Below are 22,053 nucleotides of genomic sequence, written 5' to 3'. Positions count from 1 at the left end.
GCGCCGGGCGCGCGGGTCAGGGAAGATTCCGGCCCCAGGTCTGCAGCGCGTACGGCCGTCCCTTCTCCTCGCCCTCGATCAGCGGCACGTCCAGCGGGCGGAAGCCCGCGCGGGTGGCGACGGCGACACTGGCGGCGTTCTCCGCCTCCAGTTCGAGGACGACCCGGTCCGCGCCCAGCTCCTCGTGGGCGTAGGCGGCCAGCACCCGCACCGCCCGCGCGGCGAGCCCCCGGCCGCGGTGCGCCGGGCCCACGGCGTAGCCGAGCTCGACGCCCGCCTCGCCGCGGCGCAGCATCACCTCGCCGCAGGGGGCGCCGCCGTCGACCGTGATGGCCAGCAGGATCACGCTGCCCTCCCCGCGCAGGCGCCGGTCCCGCGCCAGCCGGGCCCGGGCGGCGGCCTCGTCGAAGGGGCTGACCAGGGGCGTCCAGTGGGCGATGTCCGGGTGGTCGAAGAGGGCGGGCATGGCGGGCACGTCGTCCTCCGTCCAGTCCCGCAGGACGAGCCCCTCTCCCCGGAGCTCGATCCGGGCGGGAAAGGGCGACGGGGCGCTCTGCATGGTGGGGGACCTCTCTGGCCGGTGCCGGACGACGCCGCAGGATATCCGGGCGGCGACGCCCCCCGGCCCCTCATGCCCGGCGCACCCGACGCGCGCGGGCACCCGGCGGACCCGAGTCGGAGACGGGGGCTAACCCCAGTGCCACCGGCGGGTCGCCTGCCTACCGTGGACGCCATGACCGGAATGGAAGCGCGGGACGCCGATCTGAAGAAGGAACTCGACGCCACCCTGCAGGCCCGCAGGGAGCTGGGCGAGGAGTACGAGTCCGCGCTGGTCGACGCGTTCCTGGAGAAGCTCGACCAGCGCATCGACGGCGCGGTGGAGCGCCGGGTGCGCCGTCAGCTGGCCGAGCACCAGATGACGGCCGCCCGGGACTCCCGCGCGCCGAGGGCCACGGACAGCTGGGGCGAGCGGTTCGGGTTCGGCATCGTCTCGCTGGTGCTGGCGGTGCCACTGTCCGCGATCGGCGGGGGCGTGGGCCAGCTGCCCGGACTGCTCGCGGCCTGGGCCGGCATCGTCGGCGTCAACCTCGTCCAGGCCGCCCGCACCCATCCGGGCCTCTTCGGCGGCCGCAGGTCCGGCAAGGACGGCGGCTGGGAGGACTGAACGCGCCTTCCGCAGACCCGGTGGGCCGGGAGGACTGAACGCGCCTTCCGCAGACCCGGTGGGCCGGGAGGACTGAACGCGCCCTCCGCAGACCCGGTGGGCCGGGGGCGGGATGCGCGGGGACCGCCGCTCCCCCGTTGCCGGGGGACGGGACGACGACGGTCCCCGCGAGGGACGCGGCCCGGCCGGGGCCGGAGCGCGTCCAGGGCGTCCGTGGAGATCCGGGAGCCGCTCCGGAAGGTCCTGACGCCGCTCGGTGCCGGCCCGGGGGCGAAGTCTCCCCGGCGCTGAACGCCCGGGAGGTGCGCCACCGCCCCTCGCCGACATCCCTCAATCTGCCGGACGCGTGTTAAGCGCGTGCTGCGTGGACGTGACACGCGCGTACCACTTCTGCGAAGACCGCCGGCGCCGGTGCCGACCATCCGTCAGTTCCCGCGTCTCATGCGCGAGACGGCGCCGCGGACGCCGGTGCCGACCATCCGTCAGTTCCCACGCCTCACGGGCGAGACGGCGCCGCCGGCGCCGGTGCCGACCGCCCGTCAGGTCGCCGTCTCCCGCGCGGGAGACGGCGCCGGGGGCGGCACCGGGACGCGGCGGTCGGCCCCGCCGCCAGCCGGCCGGCGAGGCCCCCGCACGACGGCGATCCGGTCCGCCGTCACGTGCCGCCCGCCGTCACTTGCCGCCCTTGGCGAGGAACGCCAGCAGGTCCTGGCGGCTGACCACGCCGGTCGGCTTGCCCTCGACCAGCACGATCGCCGCGTCCGCCTTGCCCAGCACGGCCATCAGGTCCTCGACCGGCTCACCCGAGCCGACCTGCGGCAGCGGGGCGGACATGTGCTTCTCCAGCGGGTCGTCCAGCGAGGCGCCCTTGCTGAACAGGTGGTCCAGCAGCTCCCGCTCCACCACGGAGCCGACGACCTCGGCCGCCATCACGTCCGGGTGGCCGGCGCCGGGCTTGACGACCGGCATCTGCGAGACGCCGTACTCGCGCAGCACCTCGATGGCCTGGCCGACGGTCTCGTCCGGGTGCATGTGGACCAGGGACGGCATGTGGTCGCCCGCCTTGTCGTCCAGGACGTCGGCGACGCGGGCGCTGGGACCGCCGTCCTCCAGGAAGCCGTAGTCGGCCATCCACTCGTCGTTGAAGATCTTGCTGAGGTAGCCGCGCCCGCTGTCCGGCAGCAGCACGACGACCACGTCGTCCTCGTCGAGCCGCGAGGCCACCTCGAGGGCCGCCACGACCGCCATGCCGCAGGAGCCGCCGACCAGCAGGCCCTCCTCCTTGGCGAGGCGGCGGGTCATCTGGAAGGAGTCCTTGTCGGAGACGGCGACGATCTCGTCGGCGACGGTCCGGTCGTAGGCGGTCGGCCAGAAGTCCTCGCCGACGCCCTCCACCAGGTAGGGACGCCCGGAGCCGCCGGAGTAGACGGAGCCCTCGGGGTCGGCGCCGATGACCTTGACGCGGCCCTCGCTGGCGTCCTTGAGGTAGCGGCCGGTGCCGGAGATGGTGCCGCCGGTGCCGACGCCCGTGACGAAGTGGGTGATCTTCCCTGCCGTCTGCTCCCACAGTTCGGGGCCGGTGGAGTGGTAGTGCGAGAGCGGGTTGTTCGGGTTGGAGTACTGGTCCGGCTTCCAGGCGCCCGGCGTCTCACGGACCAGCCGGTCGGAGACGTTGTAGTAGGAGTCGGGGTGCTCGGGCGCCACCGCGGTCGGGCACACCACGACCTCGGCGCCGTAGGCCCGCAGGACGTTGATCTTGTCCAGGGACACCTTGTCCGGGCAGACGAAGATGCACTTGTAGCCCTTCTGCTGGGCCACGATGGCGAGCCCCACGCCCGTGTTGCCGCTGGTCGGCTCGACGATGGTGCCGCCCGGCTGCAGCTCCCCGCTCTTCTCCGCGGCCTCGATCATGCGCAGGGCGATGCGGTCCTTCACGGAGCCGCCGGGGTTGAAGTACTCGACCTTGGCCAGGACGGTCGCCCTGATGCCCTTGGTCACGCTGTTGAGCCTGACGAGCGGGGTATTGCCGACGAGGCTGATCATCGAGTCGTGGAATTGCACCGTTGTCTCCGGATGCCGCAAAAGTGTGGTGGTAGTGGTCCAGCCAGCCTAGGCCCTTCCGGGACGAGACGGTCCGCGCCCGGAGCGACCCCGCCCGGGTCGTTCACCCACAGGTGAGATTGGACGACGGTGCGTACGGGGCAAGCACTGGGTGTAGGGCTTCGAGGAGGTGGCGGCGAGGCATGACGAGCATGTCGAGGGCGAGGGCGGCCCGGCGGATCGCGGCCGGCGCGGCATACGGCGGCGGGGGCATCGGCCTCGCCGGCGCGGCCACCGTCGGGCTGCTGGTGGCCCAGGCGCAGCTGGCCCGGCGCCGGGTGGGCAACGGCATGTCACCCCACGTGCCGAACGCGGACGGCCTGTACGGCGCCGCGTACACGGTGCCCGGGCAGCCCGCGCTGCGGCTGACCATGCTGGGCGACTCCACGGCCGCCGGGCAGGGCGTGCACCGGGCCGGGCAGACCCCGGGAGCGCTGCTGGCATCGGGCGTCGCGGCGATCGCGGAACGGCCGGTCGGACTGAGCACGGTCGCGGTACCCGGGGCCTGCTCGGACGACCTGGACCGGCAGGTGTCGCGGACGCTGGCCGACCCGTCCCGGGTGCCGGACATCTGCGTGATCATGATCGGGGCGAACGACGTCACCCACCGCATGCCGGCCACCCGCTCGGTGCGCCACCTGTCGGCGGCGGTGCGGCGGCTGCGGACCGCGGGCGCGGAGGTCGTGGTGGGCACCTGCCCGGACCTCGGCACCATCGAGCCGGTACAGCAGCCTCTGCGCTGGCTGGCCCGCCGGGCCTCGCGGCAGCTGGCCGCCGCGCAGACGATCGGCGCCGTCGAGCAGGGCGGCCGGACGGTGTCGCTGGGCGATCTGCTCGGCCCCGAGTTCGCCGCGAACCCGCGCGAGCTGTTCGGCCCGGACAGCTACCACCCCTCGGTCGAGGGCTACGCGACGGCCGCGATGGCCGTCCTGCCGACGGTGTGCGCGGCGCTCGGCCTGTGGCCCGCGGAGGAGGAGCGCCCCGACGCCTCCCGCCGCGAGGGCTTCCTGCCGGTGGCCCGGGCGGCGGCCGAGGCCGCGTCGGAGGCCGGCACGGAGGTCGCCGCGGCCATGCCCTCGGGCCCCCGTGGCCCCTGGGCCCTCCTCAAACGCCGCAAGCGCCGCCGCGTCCACGCCACAGAACCGGCTCCGGCGACCCCGTCCCCGTCCCGCCAGCCCTGAGGGTCCGGGGCCCTCTCCGTCGCGGCCGGACCGACGGGCCCCGCCCCCGCGCGGACACGGCCCGGATCGGCGGGCCCTCGGCGCGATGAAACACGGGCCGGACCAGCGGGCCCTCGGCGCGATGAGACACGGACCGGACCAGCGAGCGCTCGGCGCGATGAGACACGGACCGGACCAGCGAGCGCTCGGCGCGATGAGACACGGGCCGGACCAGCGAGCGCTCGGCGCGATGAGACACGGGCCGACCACAACCAGCCCGTCCGGCGCTTGAGGACGAGGCCGTCCAGGCCGAAGCGGGGGCGCGGGGGCGCAGCCCCCGCACAAGGGGCAAGCTGGACGCACCCGGCGTTCATCCCACCCGCCCCACCGCCGGAGGCCCAAGCAAGCGCTTAGACAGTTGCGGCCGATCTCACACCGCACCCCCCGTGACCCCGCCCGTACGTCCGGGTAACTTCCCAAGCAGCCCTGCCCGACCGCACGGTATGCCCACCGCCGCGCGACCACCACCCCGACCGGCGCGCCGCGCCGCCCCTTCGCTCAGGAGCCGAGATGCCCGAAGCCGTGATCGTTTCCGCCGCCCGCTCCCCCATCGGCCGCGCCTTCAAGGGTTCCCTGAAGGACGTACGCCCGGACGACCTCACCGCCACGATCATCCAGGCCGCCCTCGCCAAGGTGCCCGAGCTGGACCCGCGGGACATCGACGACCTGATGCTCGGCTGCGGTCTGCCCGGCGGCGAGCAGGGCAACAACCTGGGCCGGATCGTGGCCGTGCAGATGGGCATGGACCACCTGCCGGGCTGCACCGTCACCCGCTACTGCTCGTCCTCCCTGCAGACCTCCCGCATGGCGCTGCACGCCATCAAGGCGGGCGAGGGCGACGTCTTCATCTCGGCCGGTGTCGAGACGGTCTCCCGGTTCGCCAAGGGCAACTCCGACAGCCTCCCGGACACCCGCAACCCCCTGTTCGCCGAGGCCGAGGCCCGGACCGCCGCGGTCGCCGAGTCGGAGGGCTCCACCTGGCACGACCCGCGCGAGGACGGCCTGCTGCCCGACCCGTACATCGCGATGGGCCAGACCGCCGAGAACCTGGCCCGCTGGAAGGGGATCACCCGCGAGGAGATGGACGAGTTCGGCGTCCGCTCGCAGAACCTCGCCGAGGAGGCCATCAAGAACGGCTTCTGGGAGCGCGAGATCACGCCGGTGACGACGCCCGACGGCACCGTGGTCGCCAAGGACGACGGCCCGCGCGCCGGGGTCACCATGGAGGGCGTCGCCGGTCTGAAGCCGGTCTTCCGCCCCGACGGACTGGTCACCGCCGGCAACTGCTGCCCGCTCAACGACGGCGCCGCCGCGCTCGTCATCATGAGCGACACCAAGGCCCGCGAGCTCGGCCTGACCCCGCTGGCCCGGATCGTCTCCACCGGCGTCTCCGGCCTCTCCCCCGAGATCATGGGCCTCGGCCCGGTCGAGGCGTCGCAGCAGGCGCTGCGCCGTGCCGGTCTCACCATCGACGACATCGACCTGGTCGAGATCAACGAGGCGTTCGCCGCCCAGGTGATCCCCTCCTACCGCGACCTGGGCATCCCGCTGGAGAAGCTGAACGTCAACGGCGGCGCCATCGCCGTCGGCCACCCCTTCGGCATGACGGGCGCCCGGATCACCACCACGCTGATCAACTCGCTGCAGTTCCACGACAAGCAGTTCGCCCTGGAGACGATGTGCGTCGGCGGCGGCCAGGGCATGGCGATGGTCATCGAGCGCCTGAGCTGAGCACCGCGACGAGCACCGCAGCGTAGCCAGGACGGCACGGTCCGTCAGCGTTCAGCCCGGAACCCCGGAACCGCCGGGATTCCGGGCCGTTTCGTGATCCAATCTCCCTCAGGATGTGACCTATCCCTCCCGCCACAGGGATCCTCGCAGGTCAAAGCCCTACCCCCCACCCCCGCGGAAACAACACTCTGTCCGTTTCGTGACGTTACGCACTGACAGATGGTTAGTCCGCCCTTCAAGCTGATGTAGGAAGTCGGGGGTCGACCTTGAACCGGGAGTACGTCAGTGAGCGCCATGCCGATCGCCCTGCTGATCACCACGGCCGCCACCGGCGCCGTGGGCGTCGCGGTCCTGCGCAGCATCTTGGTGCTGCGGCGACAGGTCGCGGCCCTGCACACCGAGCTCGCCGAGAGCCGCGCCGCCGCCACGCGCGCCCTGCTCCCGTCGGCCCGGACCGCCGATGCCGACGAGATACGCGCGGCCGTCGCCGAGGCCCTCGCGGAGGAGCGTGAACGGGAGCTGGCCGAGGCGCGGGCCTTCTGGGCCGCCCAGGAGGCGCGGGACGCCTCCGACGCGCCGTCCCTGCTGGGACTGGCCGACAGCGAGCTGTTCCTGCCCCGGCAGGCCGATTTCGTGGGTCTGGAGCCGGTTGCCGAGCCGGGTGCCGACGCCGACGAGCACCCGGGCGACTCGCCGGAGCTGGCCGCGGCCCGCCGCCGGCACCCCTCGCACCCGGACTTCGTGCCGAACCCGCCGCCGGTCCCCAACGACCACGAGCGCACCGTGGCGACGCTGGAGGAGCTGGCGGCCACCCAGGTCGAGCTCGCGGACGTCCGTCCGGGCCCGCTGGGCACCCTGGACGTCTACGTCTTCGCCGACGGCACGACCCTGTGCATGACGCCGGGCCACCGCGAGACCGCGGACCGCCTGGCGACGGCCCTGCGCTCGGGTGAGACCCCGTTCCTGCTGGGCGGCTCGGGCATCTCCGGGGCGTACACCCTGACGTTCTCCTGCGGCGAGGAGAACGTGTACATCCTGGCGGACCGCGTCATAGCGTCCCTGTAGCCACCACGCACCGCGTCATGGCGTCCTGCAGTACCCGCGGCGGCGTCCGCGACCCCCGTAGCCGCCGCACCCCCGTAGCCGCAGCGACCGCTCTCGCCCGCCGGCCGCGGCCCCCACGCGCCGGGTCCCTCAGACCCCGGCGCGTTTCTGCGCCTCCTCCACCAGCCGGGCCGCCTCGGCGACCTCGTCCTCGTTCTTCAGTACGAGCGCCAGGTCGTGTCCGGCGACGGTGATCTGGTCGGCGGCGGCGAACATGCCGGCGTCGGGCATCTCGCGGGGCTCGGTCCCCGGTTCCTCGGCCAGCTGGGTCCGCCGGGCGAACTCCCTGGCCAGGGCGAGCGCCTCGGCGGCCGCCCCTCGTTGCAGCCGGCTCTGCGGGGCGGCCCGCAGACGGTCGGCGAAGTGATCAACGGCACGGGTGAGGGACGTCGTATCAACCACGCGGTGAGCGTACGCGGCGCGGCGGGACTGTTGCCAACGGGCGCACCCTCGGGCACGGTGACCTGAAGGACCGGCTTTCATCCCCTGCGTCCGGAGGCGCCGATGTCCCAAGTCTTCTCCGAAGAGACCCATCGCAACCTGCTCGCCCGTATCCCCCAGTGCACCGGTCGTGAGATCTCCGACTGGCTGCGCACCGTCGACGAAGGCCCGGCGCTCCGCTTCGAGGAGAAGGTCAGCTGGCTCCGTCACGAGTACGACCTGGCGTACGGCCACGCCAAGGCGATCATCCACGAGTACGACCTGAGGAGGGCCGCGCGCAAACTGCGGTAGCGCGCCGTCGGGGCCGGGCCGCCTCTCGCCGGTCCGCCACCCGCGACGACGAAGGGCCCCGGGACGGATCCCGGGGCCCTTCCGCGACTGCCGCCCGGTGGCGGCGTCGCGTCAGTCGCTGCTGCTGAAGATCGCGATGAGTCGCAGGAACTCGAGGTAGATCCACACCAGCGTCAGGGTGAGGCCGAAGGCGGCGAGCCAGGCCTCCTCACGCGGGGCACCGTAGGCCAGCCCGTCCTCGACCTGCTTGAAGTCCAGGGCGAGGAAGCAGGCACCGAGGATGATGCCGACGATGCCGAAGATGATGCCGAGCGGGCCGCTGCGGAAGCCGAGGCCGTCACCGCCGCCGAAGACCGCGAACAGCAGGTTCACGCCCATCAGCAGGATGAAGCCGAGCGCGGCCGCCATCACGAAGCCGTAGAACCGGCGGTTGACGCGGATCCAGCCCGCCTTGTAGGCGACCAGCACACCGGCGAAGACCGCCATGGTTCCGAGCACCGCCTGCATGGCGGCACCGTCGGCGATGCGGTTGTCGACGACGCTGGAGATGACGCCGAGGAACACACCCTCGACGGCGGCGTACGTCAGGATCAGCGCCGGCGAGGGCTTGCGCTTGAAGGACTGCACGAGCGCCAGGACCATGCCGAGCAGCGCGGCACCGATGCCGATGCCGTACGACCGGCTGATGTTGGCGTCGTCCACGGGCAGCAGGGCCCAGGCGAGCGCCGCGGTGACGACGAGCACACCGAGGGTCGACGCGGTGCGGATGATGACGTCGTCGAGGGTCATCCGGCCGGGGACGGCCGGTGCCTGCGGCGGTGCACCGTGCTGCAGGTCCTGCTGGGCGTACGGGTTCTGCGCGTACGGGTTCTGCGCGTAGGGGTTGCCCGTCGACTGCGCGTACGGGTTGCCCTGCGTGGCGACAGCGGGACCCCCGGCCTGCGGCGCGGTGCTGAAGCCCGCGTAGCCGTTGTCGCGGCTGAACCCCCGTCGCGAGAAGACCGGGTTTCTGCTCCTCATTTCACTCCTCCATGGCCACACTGCGCGGCCTTGGCTCAAGAGTAATAGGTAGGCAAAGGGAATGACCCAGTGCTTGGGGAGGATCTTTCCCTCGTTGTGCTGCTCAACACGGTACGCGTCCGCGTGATTCCCCTCATCGGGGGGCGTCGAACCATGACCGAGCCGGTACCTTCCCGGGACCGGGCGGAGATCAACGTCCCGTGTCGACGATCACATGGCGGGCCGAGACGTCCAGGGCGGGGCCGGGCAGCGGGACGCGTTCGGGGGCGGCGCCGGTGGCGCGGGTGTGGTCGCCCAGGGTCACGCCCGAACCCCAGCTCCACAGGCCGCCGTCCGTGTCGATGGCGTACCCGGTGAACTGGTGGGCCGCGATCCGCCGGACGGCGGGCAGGCCGGGCACCTTCACCGGTCTGGCCGTGTGGTGTTCGGCGGTGTCCCCGTCCCCGAGGGTGCCGCTCACGCCGCGGCCCCACGCCCAGACGGTGCCGTCCCGGTCGAGCGCGAAGGCGACGTGGTGGCCGCCGGCCACCTGGACGATGTCCTTCAGGCCGCGGACCAGGACGGGCCGGCCGCTCTGGCCGCCGCGCGGGGTGATGCCGAGCACGCCGTGGGCGTTGTTGCCCCAGGCGCAGACCGCACCGTCGGCCGTGGCCACGACCACTGCGCCGCCGGTGGACGCGAGGTCGACGGCGTTGCGGACGCCGTCGATGCGGGTGAGGCGGGTGCTGTTGGTGTTGCCCAGCACGTCGGTGAGGTTGACGCCCCAGCCGAGCACCCGCCCGTCGGAGCGCAGCGCGAACGCGGTGAGGGAGTCCGGCGCCATCGCGTGGACACCGTCGGCGCCCGCCACGGCACGGGGCCGGGTCACTCCGGCGTAGCCGTCCCGGCGGCCGGCGTTGACGAGGATGTTCTGCGAGCCCCAGGCCAGCACCGAGCCGTCGGCGCGGACGGCGAAGAACGTACTGCCGCCGTTGTGCACGGAGCGGGCGTCGGTGATGCCGGCCACCTGCCGCGGCTCCTCCAGCCGGACGCGCGCCTCGGAACCGTGCCCGAGGGAGCCCTTGTGGTTGACCCCGTACGTCCAGACGGTGCCGTCGGCCCGTACGGCGGCGGTGGCGAAACCGTCGTCCGCCACGGAGACCACATCGGTCCAGCCGCGCACCAGCCCGCCGCCCCACGCGTCGGCCGGCGCGGTGGACTGCTGCGCCCCGGACCACACGGCGCCGGACTGGACCCGCGCGGGCTGCGGGCGTCCGGACTTCCCGTCGGGGCAGGCGGGCGCCGCCATCACCGCCCGGTCGGCCTTGGTACACCCCGCGGCGCCCAGCACCACGATTCCCGCCACCAGCGTCCGCAGCCACACGCCACGCCTCATCGCCCACCCCCGTCGGCTCGCGCCCGGCGCACGTTTCCGGCCGGGCAGGACCGATCTTCGCATCAGTGGACGCCGGACCGGGAGGCTCCGGCGCGCGGAGGACGCCGACGCCCCCGGAGGGCACGCGCGGGAGTAACACGCGGGGGGGTGCCGGAGCCCCCGGGAGCGGTGTGTGCGGACGACACCGGCGCCCGCAGGAACGGCGCGAGGGGTGGTGCGCGGACGGCCGGCCCGAGGGTCGCCGGGGGCGTCGCGGGTGCGTTGCGCTCCCAAAGCCGGGAGCGGCCATGGACCCCGTCGGCGCGGCGTCGCGTCCGGCGGACGAGGACGTGGTGGTGCCCGGAGCCGGACTTGAACCGGCACGCCCGCGAAGGGGCAGCGAGGTTTAAGCTCGCCGTGTCTGCATTCCACCATCCGGGCAGGCCGTGGGCTCCGCTTCGAGCGTGCCGAGCCTATCGGGCCGCCTCGCGCGAACTACGGGGCGGTGGGCCGATGTTGTCTTATTTTATTGATGTCTGAGGGAGCATCAGCACCCGGTACGCGCCATCAGCACTTGCCACCAGCGTTGCGCGCGCGGGGACGCCTCGTGTGCGGAATGACGGAATTTCACCGCCCGAACAAGGGCGCGCCACCTGTTCCGGTCATCCGCCCGCATCGGGGTTGCACGTCATCCCCAGGTATGACACGGCGCCCGCCCGTCCCCCCTCAGTCGCCCCCCGGAACCGGAGCAGCGGGTGACTACGCGGCGGCAAACGGACGGAACGATGGAACACGTCACCGAGAAACCCGTCGCCCGTCAGGAGAGCCATCCCGTGACCACCGCAACCCCCGCCGCCCGGACCACCGCCGTGGCCGCGCGCGCCACGGAGCTGTCCAAGATCTACGGCCAGGGCGAGACCCGGGTGGTCGCCCTGGACCGGGTCTCCGTCGGCTTCCAGCAGGCCGAGTTCACCGCGATCATGGGCCCCTCCGGCTCCGGCAAGTCCACGCTGATGCACTGCGTGGCCGGACTCGACACCTTCTCCTCGGGTTCCGTGCGCATCGGTGACACCGAGCTGGGGTCGCTGAAGGACAAGCAGCTCACCCAGCTGCGCCGGGACAAGATCGGCTTCATCTTCCAGGCGTTCAACCTGCTGCCCACGCTGAACGCGATCGAGAACATCACGCTCCCGATGGACATCGCGGGCCGCAAGCCCGACAAGGAGTGGCTGGACACCGTGATCCGGATGATCGGGCTGTCCGACCGGCTCGGTCACCGGCCCGCGCAGCTGTCGGGCGGTCAGCAGCAGCGGGTCGCCGTGGCGCGGGCGCTGGCGTCCCGGCCCGACATCATCTTCGGTGACGAGCCCACCGGGAATCTGGACTCCCGCTCCGGCGCCGAGGTGCTGGGCTTCCTGCGCAACTCGGTGCGCGAGCTGGGTCAGACGGTGGTCATGGTGACCCACGACCCGGTGGCCGCCGCCTACGCCGACCGGGTGATCTTCCTCGCGGACGGCGCGATCGTGGACGAGATGTACGGGCCCACGGCCGACAAGGTCCTCGACCGCATGAAGCAGTTCGACGCCCGGGGCCGCACCAGCTGACGCCGCCCGCCCCGCGCGACCTCCCGCCCCGCCCGCCCCGGGCCCGCCCCGCCTTCCGCGGGTTCCCACCGCGCGGCCCGTGGCTCCGCCGTGCCCCCGTGCACCGCCGCGCCCCCGTGCCCCCGCGCGCGGCGGGCTCCCGGGCCCCGCCCGCCCACGCTCCTTCGCCCTCACCGTCTGGACTCGAGAAGACACCCATGTTCCGTACCGCCTTGCGCAACGTGCTCGCGCACAAGGCCCGGCTCCTGATGACCGTGCTCGCCGTGATGCTCGGCGTGGCCTTCGTGTCGGGGACCCTGGTCTTCACCAACACCATTTCCGCCGCCCTGCAGAAGCAGTCCGCCAAGGGCTTCGACCACGTCGACGTCGCCGTCACGCCGGGCTGGAAGGACGCCGAGGGCGACCGGGTCGGCGAGGCGCGCGAGCTGACCCGCGCCCTGGTCGACAAGAGCGCCGAGGTGCCCGGCGCCGAACAGGCCATCGGGATCGTCACCGGCTTCACCGCGCTGGCCGGCAAGGACGGCGAGCTGATCGGCGACGACTTCCAGTCCCAGGGCGGCAACTACTGGGGGCCCGAGGACCCCCGGTACCCGCTGACCGCGGGCCGCGCGCCGCAGGGCGAGGGCGAGGTCCTCATCGACTCCGAGACGGCCCGGCGCGCCGGCTACGAGGTCGGCGACACCGTCCGCATGTCCGTCGACGGCCCCGTCCTGGAGCCGGTCGTCGCCGGCGTCTTCACCACCGACGACGGCAACGTCGCGGCCGGCGGCAGCCTCGCGCTGTTCGACACCGCGACCGCGCAGAAGCTGTTCGGCAAGACCGGCACCTTCGACGAGATCGCCGTGAAGGCGAAGGCCGGCGTCAGCGACACCGCACTGCAGGCGCAGCTGGAGAAGGCGCTGCCGGCCGACGCCGTGGAGATGCGGACCGGCACCGAACTGGCCGACGACCAGGCGGAGATGATCGCCTCCTCGATGAGCGGTCTGAAGCAGGCGCTGCTGGTGTTCGCCGGTATCGCGCTGTTCGTGGGCACCTTCATCATCGCCAACACCTTCACCATGCTGGTCGCCCAGCGCACCAGGGAACTGGCCCTGATGCGCGCCGTCGGCGCCTCCCGCCGGCAGATCACCCGGTCGGTGCTGATCGAGGCGTTCGTGGTGGGCACGGTCGCCGCGGTCGCCGGTCTGCTCGCCGGTGTGGGCATCGGCGCCGGGCTGCGCTCCCTGATGGGCGCGCTGGACGCCCCGATACCCGACGGGCCGCTGGTGATCAGCGCGGGCACGGTCGTCTCCGCGTTCGCGGTCGGCATCCTGGTCACCATGCTCGCCGCCTGGCTGCCGGGCCGCCGGGCCGCGAAGATCCCGCCGGTGGCCGCGATGAGCGCCGTGCACGCCAAGGCGACCACCAAGTCGCTGGTGCTGCGCAACACACTGGGCGCGCTGTTCTCGGCGGCCGGTGTCGCCGTGGTCCTGGTGGCCACCACCATGGACGGCTCCTCCGGCCAGGCCCCGATGGGCTTCGGCGCGGTGCTGCTGATCATCGGCGTGTTCGTGCTGACCCCGCTGCTGTCGCGTCCGCTGATCGCCGCGGCCGCCCCGGTGCTGCGCGTGTTCGGGGTGTCCGGGAAGCTCGCCCGGCAGAACTCGGTGCGCAATCCGCGCCGCACGGCGGCCACCGCCTCCGCCCTGATGATCGGGCTCACCCTGATCACCGGGATGACGGTGGCGGCGGGCAGCCTGCAGAAGTCCATCGACAAGATGGCGGCCTCGGCGATCGAGGCGGACTACGTGGTGTCCATGGCGAACGGCAACGCGCTGTCCCCGGACGTCGAGAAGAAGCTGAAGCGGGCCGACGGCGTCACCGCCACCAGCCCCATGCGCAACGCCGCGTCCCGCATCGACGGGAAGACGGAGTTCCTGACCGCCGTCGACGGCGCCACGTTCGGCGAGCTGACCTCGTTCGAGGTGGCCTCGGGAGCCTTCGAGGTCGGCGACACGCGGGTGGTCGTGGACGACGACACGGCGAAGTCCTACGGCTGGAAGACGGGTTCGCGGTTCACCGCCGCCTTCGAGGACGGAAAGAAGGAGCGCCTCTCGGTCGCCGGTGTCTACCGGGGCAACGAGATGATCAGCGGCATCATGATCGACGCGGAGACGCTCGCCCCGCACGAGTCGGAACCGGCCGACATGCTGGTCATGGTCAAGACCGCGGACGGCACGTCCGACGCGACGAAGGAGTCGCTGGAGAAGGCCCTGGGCAGCAACCCGGGCATCAAGGTCCAGGACAAGAAGGACCTCTCCGACGAGATCGCGCAGATCTTCACCGTGGTGCTGAACATGGTCTACGGCCTGCTGGCGATGGCGGTGATCGTGGCGGTCCTCGGCGTGATCAACACGCTGGCGATGTCGGTGTTCGAACGCGCGCAGGAGATCGGCATGCTGCGGGCGATCGGCCTGGACCGCCGGGGCATCAAGCGGATGGTCCGGCTGGAGTCCCTGGTGATCTCGCTGTTCGGCGGGGTGCTCGGCATCGGCCTTGGGGTGTTCTTCGGCTGGGCGGCCGGTGAGCTGATGGGCGCCCGCATGGACACCTACGAACTGGTCCTGCCCTGGGGCCGGATGGGCGTCTTCCTGGCGCTGGCCGCCGTGGTGGGCGTACTGGCCGCGCTGTGGCCGGCGCGCCGGGCGGCCCGGCTGAACATGCTCCAGGCGATCAAGTCCGAGTAGCGGCGCCGGCGCACCCGTGTGCCGGTGACGCGGGCCCCGTTCCGGGAGGGACGGGGCCCGTCGGCATGTACGGGGACGGCGCGTCAGTTCCAGGTGCGGGCGCGCAGCGGCAGCCCGGACGTCCCGGACTCGGGGGTCTTCACCGCGAGGACCTGGTTGACGCCGATACGGTTCTTCTCGAAGGCGAGCGCGGAGGCTGCCATGTAGAGCCGCCAGACGCGGGCCCGGCCCGGGCCGGCCAGACGGGCGGCGCGGTCCCAGTGCGTCTCCAGGTTCTCCACCCAGCGGCGCAGGGTGAGCGCGTAGTGCTCGCGGATCGACTCCACGTCGCGCACCTCGAACCCGGCGCGCTCCAGCAGGCCCACGGTGGTGCCGACGGGGGCGAGTTCGCCGTCGGGGAAGACGTAGGCGTCGATGAACGGGTCCAGGTCGTAGGACCCCTCGTCCCGCTCGGGGCGGCGGGCGATCTGGTGGTTGAGCAGCCGCCCGCCGGGCGCCAGGAGGCGGTGCAGGTGGCCGGCGTACTCCAGGTAGCGGGGCGAACCGACGTGCTCGGCCATGCCGATGGAGGAGATCGCGTCGTACGGGCCGTCGGCGACGTCCCGGTAGTCCTGCACCCTGATCTCCACCCGGTCGGCCAGGCCCTCCTCGGCGACGCGTTTGCGGGCGTGGGCGGCCTGCTCCTGGGAGAGGGTGATGCCGACGACGGCCACCCCGTGTTCGCGGGCGGCGTGCAGGGCCATGGATCCCCAGCCGCAGCCCACGTCGAGCAGCCGCTGACCCGGCTTCAGGGCCAGTTTCCGGCAGACCAGTTCCAGCTTGTCGCGCTGGGCCTGTTCGAGGGTGCCCTGCGGGGGCGGGGCGGGCCAGTAGGCGCAGGAGTACACCATCGACGGGCCGAGGACGAGTTCGTAGAAGTCGTTGCCGACGTCGTAGTGGTGGCTGATGGCGCCCCGGTCGCTGTGTCTGGTGTGCAGGCCGCGGCGGGGGCGGCGGGCCTCCTCGGCGGGCCGGGCGGGCGGCAGCGGGGGCCCGGCCAGGGCGAACAGGCCCCGGACGGCGGAGCGGAAGGCGGGGTCGCGCAGGGAGCGGGCGAGAGGGGGAGCGTCCTCGTCGCGCTCCCAGAGCAGCCCGGCGAGCAGGTCCAGGGCGGCGTAGAGATCGCCCTCGACGTCGAGGTCGCCGGCCACCCAGGCGCGGGCGAGACCGAGTTCGCCCGGCTTGAACAGCAGGCGGCGCAGGGCCCGGCGGTTGCGTACCACGAGGGTGGGCGCGGACGGGGGGCCGGCCTGGGAGCCGTCCCAGGCACGGATGCGGACGGGAAGCGGTGTGCCCAGCAGCTGTTCGACGTGGACCTTCAGCCGCGGCGCGGCGTCAGCCATGGTCTGCACCTCCGTGACAGGGAATCCCGGAATGTCGTCACCACGTAAACACTCGCGGGGCGGCTTGGCAGCCCCCGGCGCGCGTCTCGACGGGGCAAACGCCGCCGGGAGGGGCGCCTGTTCCCTCCCCCGGCTCATCGGCGGGGGAGGCGGTGCGGGCGCGGCGCCCCGGGCATGCCGAAGGGGCCGCCCGCACCACGGATGGCGGGCGGCCCCTTCGGGGGTCACTGCTGCGGCTGCCGGCCGTCCCCCGGGGCGGGGTCCGGCCGGGCTCGCCGGTCAGGAGGCCTTGGCCTCGGTCTTCCTCGGCTCGGCGGCGGCCACCGGGGCGGGCTTGGCCGCCTCGTAGAACTCCTCGCGCGGCGACTCGATCGCGCCCAGGGAGACGACCTCGCGCTTGAGGAACATGCCGAGGGTCCAGTCGGCGAAGACGCGGATCTTGCGGTTGAACGTCGGCATCGCCATGCCGTGGTACGCGCGGTGCATGTACCAGGCGAGCCGGCCCTTGAGCTTGATCTTCATCTTGCCGACGACGATCATCGCGACGCCCTTGTGCAGGCCGAGGCCCGCGACCGCGCCCTTGTTCGCGTGGCTGTAGGGCTTCTGCGGGAAGCCCCGCATGCCGGCGATCACGTTGTCGCCGAGGACCTTGGCCTGGCGCAGCGCGTGCTGGGCGTTCGGCGGGCACCAGGCGTTCTCGTTGCCCGCCTTGCGGCCGACGAGGTCCGGGACCTGGGCGTTGTCGCCCGCGGCCCAGATGTGGTCGGTGCCGGTGACCTGGAGGGTGGGCTGGGTGTCGACGTGGCCGCGCGGGCCCAGCGGCAGGCCGAAGCGGGCCAGCGCCGGGTTGGGCTTGACGCCCGCGGTCCACACGATGGTGTTGGAGTCGACCTCGAGGCCGTTCTTCAGCACCACGTGGCCGTCGACGCAGGAGTCCATCGACGTGGACAGGTAGACCTCGACGCCGCGGCTCTCGAGGTGCTCCTTGCCGTACTGGCCCAGCTTGGGGCCGACCTCGGGGAGGATCTTGTCGGCGGCGTCGACGAGGATGAAGCGCATGTCCTCGCGGGACACCGTCTTGTAGTACTTGGCCGCGTCCCGGGCCATGTCCTCGACCTCGCCGATGGTCTCCGCGCCCGCGAAGCCACCGCCGACGAACACGAACGTGAGCGCCTTGCGGCGGATCTCCTCGTCCGTGGTGGAGTCGGCCTTGTCGAGCTGTTCGAGGACGTGGTTGCGCAGGCCGATGGCCTCCTCGACGCCCTTCATGCCGATGCCCTGCTCGGCGAGGCCGGGGATCGGGAAGGTGCGGGAGACCGCGCCGAGCGCGATCACCAGGTAGTCGAAGGGCAGCTCGTACGCCTCGCCGACCAGCGGGGCGATCGTGGCGACCTTGCGGTCCTGGTCGATGGTGGTGACCCGGCCGGTGAGGACCTCCGCCTTGGGGAGCACGCGCCGCAGCGGGACGACGACGTGTCGCGGGGAGATGTTGCCGGCGGCGGTTTCCGGGAGGAAGGGCTGGTAGGTCATGTACGACCGCGGGTCGACGACGGTGACGGTCGCCTCGCCGTAACGCATCTTCTTCTGGATGCGCCGAGCTGCGTACAGGCCTACGTACCCACCGCCTACTACGAGGATCCTGGGACGCTCCGTGGTGCTCATGCCATCGAGTATCCACCCGCCCGAGGGGGGTACCTCGTGCGCCCCTTCACAAGCTCGGACAGCCCCTGTGTTACACTCCGCGGCTTCTGTGATCGAGGACATGACCGCGAACGGGAACCCGCCCCGCCGCCGCCACGTTGTCAATGCCGCGTGAGCTGCCTCTCCGTCTGTTCCGAGCCCTCGTGAGGCCCCTGCCGCAGGCGTCCCGGCGCCCTGCCGGGCTCGCCCTGCGGCCGCCTTCTGAACATGTTCAAACGGGTGTTGAGCCCCCGAAAGGGCCAACCGGCCCCCATTCTCCGCACGACCGGGCCCTTTTCCTTGTGAAGAACTTCACGAACTTTCTCGCGAAGAGCCCGCCCGAAGCCCTCTCAGGGCCCCCACCAGCGCTCGCCTGTTCCCGGCCCCCGCTCGACGGAGCACCCCCGGGCCGCCGGCGCACCGGGGTGCGCCGGCCTGCCCGCGCGCCTCAGCGCGGGCCGTCGGCGGCCAGGGACCAGGCGATGCCGTCCAGGATGTCGTGCTCGCTGGCGACGACCTCCCGGGCGTCCACGCGTTCCATCACGGCCAGCAGCACCAGGGCCCCGGCGGCGATCACGTCGACGCGGCCCGGGTGCATGGAGGGGATCGCGGCGCGTTCGGCGTGCGTCGAACGCAGCAGCCACTCACTGATCTCCCGGACCCGCTCGCGGGAGATCCGGGAGTGGTGGATGGCGGCCGAGTCGTAGCCGGGGAGGTCCTGGGCGATCGCCGACACGGTGGTCACCGAGCCGGCCAGCCCCACCAGGGTGTGCGCCTCGCGCAGCGGGACCGTCTTCTCCGCGAGGTCCAGCGCGGACTCGATGTCGGCGCGCATCGCCGCGACCTGCCCGGCCGTCGGCGGGTCCGTCACCGCCCCGTCGCGCACCAGGTGCCGCTCGGTCATCCGCACGCAGCCCACGTCGACGGAGCGGGCCGCGCGGACCCGGTCGTCGCCGAGCACGAACTCCGTCGAGCCGCCGCCGATGTCGACGACCAGGAACGGACGGCGCAGGTCGGTCCGCCCGGTCAGCTCCTTCGTGGCGCCGGTGAAGGAGAACGCGGCCTCCTGGTCGCCGGTGATCACCTCGGGCTCCACGCCCAGGATGTCCACCACGCCGCGCACGAAGTCGTCGCGGTTCTCCGCGTCCCGGGAGGCGGAGGTGGCGACGAAGCGGGTGCGTTCCGCGCCGTGCCGCTCGATGATCTCCGCGTACGCGCGGCAGGCGGCGAAGGTCCGCTCCAGCGCCTGCGGCGCCAGCCGGCCCGTGCGGTCGACGCCCTCGCCGAGCCGCACGATCGTCATGCGCCGGTCCAGGTCGGTCAGTTCACCGGTCCCGGGGTGCGCGTCGGCCACCAGCAGACGGATCGAGTTCGTACCGCAGTCGATGGCGGCGACCCTGCTCACCGGGCGCCCTCCTGCTCCGCGGCGGCCGTACCCTCCGGCGTCACGCACGGGCCCTTGCGCCACCACTCGGGGAGCATGGCGAGCGCCTCGTCGCCCAGCGGGTTGACTCCGGGGCCGGCGGCCAGCGAGTGGGCGACCAGCACGTGCAGGCACTTCACGCGGTCGGGCATGCCGCCCGCGCTGGGGAAGTCCTTCAGCACCTCGATCTCGTCGCGGCGCCGGATGTAGTCCTCGTGCGCCGCCCGGTAGGCCGCCGCCAGCTCCGGGTCGGTGGCCAGCCGCTCGGTCATCTCCTTCATCACGCCGTTCGCCTCCAGCGTCCCGATCGCCGAGGAGGCGCGGGGGCAGGTCAGGTAGTAGAGCGTGGGGAAGGGGGTGCCGTCGGGCAGCCTCGGTGCCGTCTCGACGACGTCCGGCTGCCCGCAGGGGCAGCGGTGGGCGATCGCGCGCAGTCCGCGTGGGGGCCGGCCGAGCTGCTGGCGGAAGGCCGCGACGTCCGCGTCGGTGGGCTCGGTGCGCGGGGTCGTGGGCGGAGGAGTGTCCATCGTTGTCTTTCTTCGGGGTGTCACGGGTGCCAGGCCGCCGGACGGCGGCGGTCACGGGGCGGGATCACCGGTCGGCGGCGTCGGTCACGGGCGCGGGGTCACCGGTCGGCGGCGTCGGCCTTGTCGACCCCGTCCCAGACGTTCGCGTACCAGGGGCGGTCGGCGGCCCGCGTGTCGGTGCGCGACTGCTTCGCCGGGCCCGGGTCGACGACGACGAAGCCGGTCTCGCCCGGCATGACGTAGTGCAGCCGGCGGCGGATCTCCTGCTCGGCGTAGGCGTCGTCCTGCCAGCGTGCCTTCAGGTCGCGCAGTTCCTCGACGCGCTGCCGGGCCTCCTCCTGCTGCCGCTGGAGGTCGGCGATCTCGGCGCGCTGGGAGACGTACTGCCGCATCGGGTAGGCGAGGGCCACGATCAGCGAGCAGATCACCAGGGCGAGCAGCGCGGCCCGGCCGGTGAGCCGGGAGCGGCGCGCCTGCCGCTTGGTCTGCGAGCGGTAGACCCGGGCCGCGGTCTGCTCACCGATGAGCCGGATCCTGGTCGCGGTGGAGAAACGGTCCCGGTCCTTCACCGCCATGTGCCCGCCTCCGGTTCGCCGTCGTCCGTGGGTCTACGTGCGTACGTCCCCGCACACGGTACGGGACCGGGCACGGGGACGTGACGACGACGCTTCCTGTGGAGCGGGCGCTCAGCCCTTGAAGCGGGGGAAGGCGCTGCGGCCGGCGTACACCGCGGCGTCGTCGAGGATCTCCTCGATGCGCAGCAGCTGGTTGTACTTGGCGACGCGCTCGGAGCGGGCCGGGGCGCCGGTCTTGATCTGGCCGCAGTTGGTGGCGACGGCCAGGTCGGCGATGGTGACGTCCTCGGTCTCGCCGGAACGGTGCGACATCATGCACTTGAAGCCGTTGCGCTGGGCCAGCTCGACGGCGTCCAGGGTCTCGGTGAGCGAGCCGATCTGGTTGACCTTGACCAGCAGGGCGTTGGCGGCGGCCTCGTCGATGCCGCGGGCCAGGCGCTCGGGGTTGGTGACGAACAGGTCGTCGCCGACGAGCTGCACCTTGTCGCCCAGATTCGCGGTGATGGTCTTCCAGCCGTCCCAGTCGTCCTCGAACAGCGGGTCCTCGATGGACACGAGCGGGTACGCCTCGACGAGCTCGGCGTAGTACTCGGTCATCTCGGCGGCCGTGCGCTCCTTGCCCTCGAAGACGTAGGAGCCGTCCTTGTAGAACTCGGACGCGGCCACGTCGAGGGCGAGGGCGATCTGCTCGCCGGGGGTGTAGCCGGCCTCCTTGATCGCCTCGAGGATGAGGTCGAGGGCCTCGCGGTTGGAGCCGAGGTTCGGGGCGAAGCCGCCCTCGTCGCCGAGGCCGGTGGCCAGGCCCTTGCTCTTCAGGACCTTCTTCAGCGTGTGGTAGACCTCGGTGCCCCAGCGCAGGGCCTCGGAGAAGGACTCCGCCCCGATGGGGGCGATCATGAACTCCTGGATGTCCACGTTGGAGTCGGCGTGCGAGCCGCCGTTCAGGATGTTCATCATCGGCACCGGCAGCAGGTGCGCGTTCGGGCCGCCCAGGTAGCGGAACAGCGGCAGGTCGCTCGCCTCGGAGGCGGCGTGCGCGACGGCCAGGGAGACGCCCAGGATGGCGTTGGCGCCGAGGGAGCCCTTGTTGTCGGTGGCGTCCAGGTCGAACATCGCCTGGTCGATCAGGCGCTGCTCGGTGGCGTCGTAGCCGACCAGCTCCGGGCCGATCTGCTCGATGACGGCCAGGACGGCCTTCTCCACGCCCTTGCCCTGGTAGCGGTCGGGGTCACCGTCCCGCAGCTCGACGGCCTCGAAGGCGCCCGTGGAGGCACCGGAGGGGACGGCGGCACGACCCGTGCTGCCGTCGTCGAGGCCGACCTCGACCTCGACCGTGGGGTTGCCTCGGGAGTCCAGGATTTCCCGGGCTACGACGACGTCGATGGACGGCACGAGCATCTCCTTCTTGGATGTGACGCGTGGGCAGAGCCTCGGTGGCTCTGCGAGACCGAGCCTAACCGGCTCCGGGCGATCGGCCATCCGGTCGCCCACCCCATGGACATCCGTGGCTCGCGCCCGGGGGTGCCGCGGGGACAGAGCAGAGCTTAGATTGTTTCTTCGCGGAACAAAGAAGGTTCCGCCAACCGTGACCGGAAAGTGCCCGGGACCGTTCCCCGCGAAGGAGCCCCGCAGGGAGCCCGGACATGACCCCGCCCCGGTGCGTACGGGGGAACACGCACCGGGGCAGGGAGCCCGTGGGGGGGGGGGCGG

General features: G+C 72.6%; 18 protein-coding genes and 1 tRNA gene. 7 read left to right on the top strand and 12 right to left on the bottom strand.

Going from position 1 to position 22,053, the window contains the following annotated elements; all coding sequences use genetic code 11:
• Positions 1-16: 16 nt before the first annotated feature.
• A complete protein-coding gene (locus ACIRPP_RS08365) occupies positions 17-559 on the bottom strand; it encodes a GNAT family N-acetyltransferase (RefSeq protein WP_403639050.1) in 543 nt (180 codons plus the stop codon).
• Positions 560-742: 183 nt separating this feature from the next.
• Here ACIRPP_RS08365 and ACIRPP_RS08360 point away from each other — a divergent pair, with 183 nt between their 5' ends.
• The gene (locus ACIRPP_RS08360) at positions 743-1,165 is read left to right on the top strand and encodes a hypothetical protein (protein WP_403639183.1); all 423 of its coding nucleotides are present in this window, start codon (positions 743-745) and stop codon (positions 1,163-1,165) included.
• A gap of 672 nt (positions 1,166-1,837) precedes the next feature.
• Here ACIRPP_RS08360 and ACIRPP_RS08355 read toward each other — a convergent pair.
• A complete protein-coding gene (locus ACIRPP_RS08355; RefSeq protein WP_192233423.1) occupies positions 1,838-3,226 on the bottom strand; it encodes a cystathionine beta-synthase in 1,389 nt (462 codons plus the stop codon).
• 182 nt (positions 3,227-3,408) lie between these two features.
• On the opposite strand from ACIRPP_RS08355, the gene ACIRPP_RS08350 reads away from it, so the two are divergent.
• The 3 genes from ACIRPP_RS08350 (at position 3,409) to ACIRPP_RS08340 (ending at position 7,281) form a co-directional block, all read left to right on the top strand.
• Complete coding sequence (locus tag ACIRPP_RS08350) at positions 3,409-4,446, top strand: SGNH/GDSL hydrolase family protein (protein ID WP_403639048.1); 1,038 nt, start codon at positions 3,409-3,411, stop codon at positions 4,444-4,446.
• Positions 4,447-4,995: 549 nt separating this feature from the next.
• The gene (locus tag ACIRPP_RS08345) at positions 4,996-6,216 is read left to right on the top strand and encodes an acetyl-CoA C-acetyltransferase (RefSeq protein WP_403639046.1); all 1,221 of its coding nucleotides are present in this window, start codon (positions 4,996-4,998) and stop codon (positions 6,214-6,216) included.
• 285 nt (positions 6,217-6,501) lie between these two features.
• The gene (locus tag ACIRPP_RS08340) at positions 6,502-7,281 is read left to right on the top strand and encodes a hypothetical protein (RefSeq protein WP_403639044.1); all 780 of its coding nucleotides are present in this window, start codon (positions 6,502-6,504) and stop codon (positions 7,279-7,281) included.
• A 129-nt stretch (positions 7,282-7,410) separates the two neighbouring features.
• Here ACIRPP_RS08340 and ACIRPP_RS08335 read toward each other — a convergent pair whose 3' ends face one another.
• Positions 7,411-7,722: a hypothetical protein gene (locus ACIRPP_RS08335; protein WP_164346484.1), complete on the bottom strand. Its 312-nt coding sequence runs from the start codon at positions 7,720-7,722 to the stop codon at positions 7,411-7,413.
• A 102-nt stretch (positions 7,723-7,824) separates the two neighbouring features.
• Here ACIRPP_RS08335 and ACIRPP_RS08330 point away from each other — a divergent pair, with 102 nt between their 5' ends.
• A complete protein-coding gene (locus ACIRPP_RS08330; protein ID WP_164337825.1) occupies positions 7,825-8,052 on the top strand; it encodes a DUF4287 domain-containing protein in 228 nt (75 codons plus the stop codon).
• 111 nt (positions 8,053-8,163) lie between these two features.
• Here ACIRPP_RS08330 and ACIRPP_RS08325 read toward each other — a convergent pair whose 3' ends face one another.
• From ACIRPP_RS08325 to ACIRPP_RS08315, 3 genes are all read right to left on the bottom strand, one after another.
• The gene (locus tag ACIRPP_RS08325; protein ID WP_403639042.1) at positions 8,164-9,072 is read right to left on the bottom strand and encodes a Bax inhibitor-1/YccA family protein; all 909 of its coding nucleotides are present in this window, start codon (positions 9,070-9,072) and stop codon (positions 8,164-8,166) included.
• A 190-nt stretch (positions 9,073-9,262) separates the two neighbouring features.
• The gene (locus tag ACIRPP_RS08320; protein ID WP_403639040.1) at positions 9,263-10,447 is read right to left on the bottom strand and encodes an RCC1 domain-containing protein; all 1,185 of its coding nucleotides are present in this window, start codon (positions 10,445-10,447) and stop codon (positions 9,263-9,265) included.
• Positions 10,448-10,780: 333 nt separating this feature from the next.
• Positions 10,781-10,867 (bottom strand) — tRNA-Leu (locus ACIRPP_RS08315).
• Positions 10,868-11,259: 392 nt separating this feature from the next.
• On the opposite strand from ACIRPP_RS08315, the gene ACIRPP_RS08310 reads away from it, so the two are divergent.
• The gene (locus tag ACIRPP_RS08310) at positions 11,260-12,030 is read left to right on the top strand and encodes an ABC transporter ATP-binding protein (RefSeq protein ID WP_403639038.1); all 771 of its coding nucleotides are present in this window, start codon (positions 11,260-11,262) and stop codon (positions 12,028-12,030) included.
• 197 nt (positions 12,031-12,227) lie between these two features.
• Positions 12,228-14,756, top strand: a complete 2,529-nt coding sequence (locus ACIRPP_RS08305; RefSeq protein ID WP_403639036.1) for an ABC transporter permease — start codon at positions 12,228-12,230, stop codon at positions 14,754-14,756.
• Positions 14,757-14,839: 83 nt separating this feature from the next.
• On the opposite strand, the gene ACIRPP_RS08300 is transcribed toward ACIRPP_RS08305, so the two are convergent.
• From ACIRPP_RS08300 to eno, 6 genes are all read right to left on the bottom strand, one after another.
• Entirely contained in the window at positions 14,840-16,138 is a 1,299-nt protein-coding gene (locus ACIRPP_RS08300; RefSeq protein ID WP_403639034.1) for a class I SAM-dependent methyltransferase, read from the bottom strand.
• A gap of 279 nt (positions 16,139-16,417) precedes the next feature.
• Positions 16,418-17,800 carry an NAD(P)/FAD-dependent oxidoreductase gene (locus ACIRPP_RS08295; RefSeq protein ID WP_403639032.1) on the bottom strand — a complete coding sequence of 461 codons (1,383 nt, stop codon included), beginning with the start codon at positions 17,798-17,800 and terminating at the stop codon, positions 16,418-16,420.
• Between the two features lie 466 nt (positions 17,801-18,266).
• Positions 18,267-19,223 carry a Ppx/GppA phosphatase family protein gene (locus ACIRPP_RS08290; protein ID WP_164349915.1) on the bottom strand — a complete coding sequence of 319 codons (957 nt, stop codon included), beginning with the start codon at positions 19,221-19,223 and terminating at the stop codon, positions 18,267-18,269.
• Positions 19,220-19,768: a DUF501 domain-containing protein gene (locus ACIRPP_RS08285; protein ID WP_164442152.1), complete on the bottom strand. Its 549-nt coding sequence runs from the start codon at positions 19,766-19,768 to the stop codon at positions 19,220-19,222. The genes ACIRPP_RS08290 and ACIRPP_RS08285 overlap by 4 nt, the downstream gene beginning before the upstream one ends.
• Positions 19,769-19,866: 98 nt before the next feature.
• Positions 19,867-20,343 (bottom strand): septum formation initiator family protein, encoded by a 477-nt coding sequence (locus tag ACIRPP_RS08280; protein ID WP_403639030.1) that lies wholly within the window; start codon positions 20,341-20,343, stop codon positions 19,867-19,869.
• A gap of 111 nt (positions 20,344-20,454) precedes the next feature.
• Positions 20,455-21,735: a phosphopyruvate hydratase gene (gene eno, locus ACIRPP_RS08275; RefSeq protein ID WP_403639028.1), complete on the bottom strand. Its 1,281-nt coding sequence runs from the start codon at positions 21,733-21,735 to the stop codon at positions 20,455-20,457.
• Positions 21,736-22,053 lie beyond the last annotated feature (318 nt).

Source organism: Streptomyces sp. NPDC101219 (assembly GCF_044767675.1).
Classification (GTDB): Bacteria; Actinomycetota; Actinomycetes; order Streptomycetales; family Streptomycetaceae; genus Streptomyces.
The sequence above is the reverse complement of the archived record's forward strand: the minus strand, read 5'-3'. Positions and strand labels throughout refer to the sequence as shown.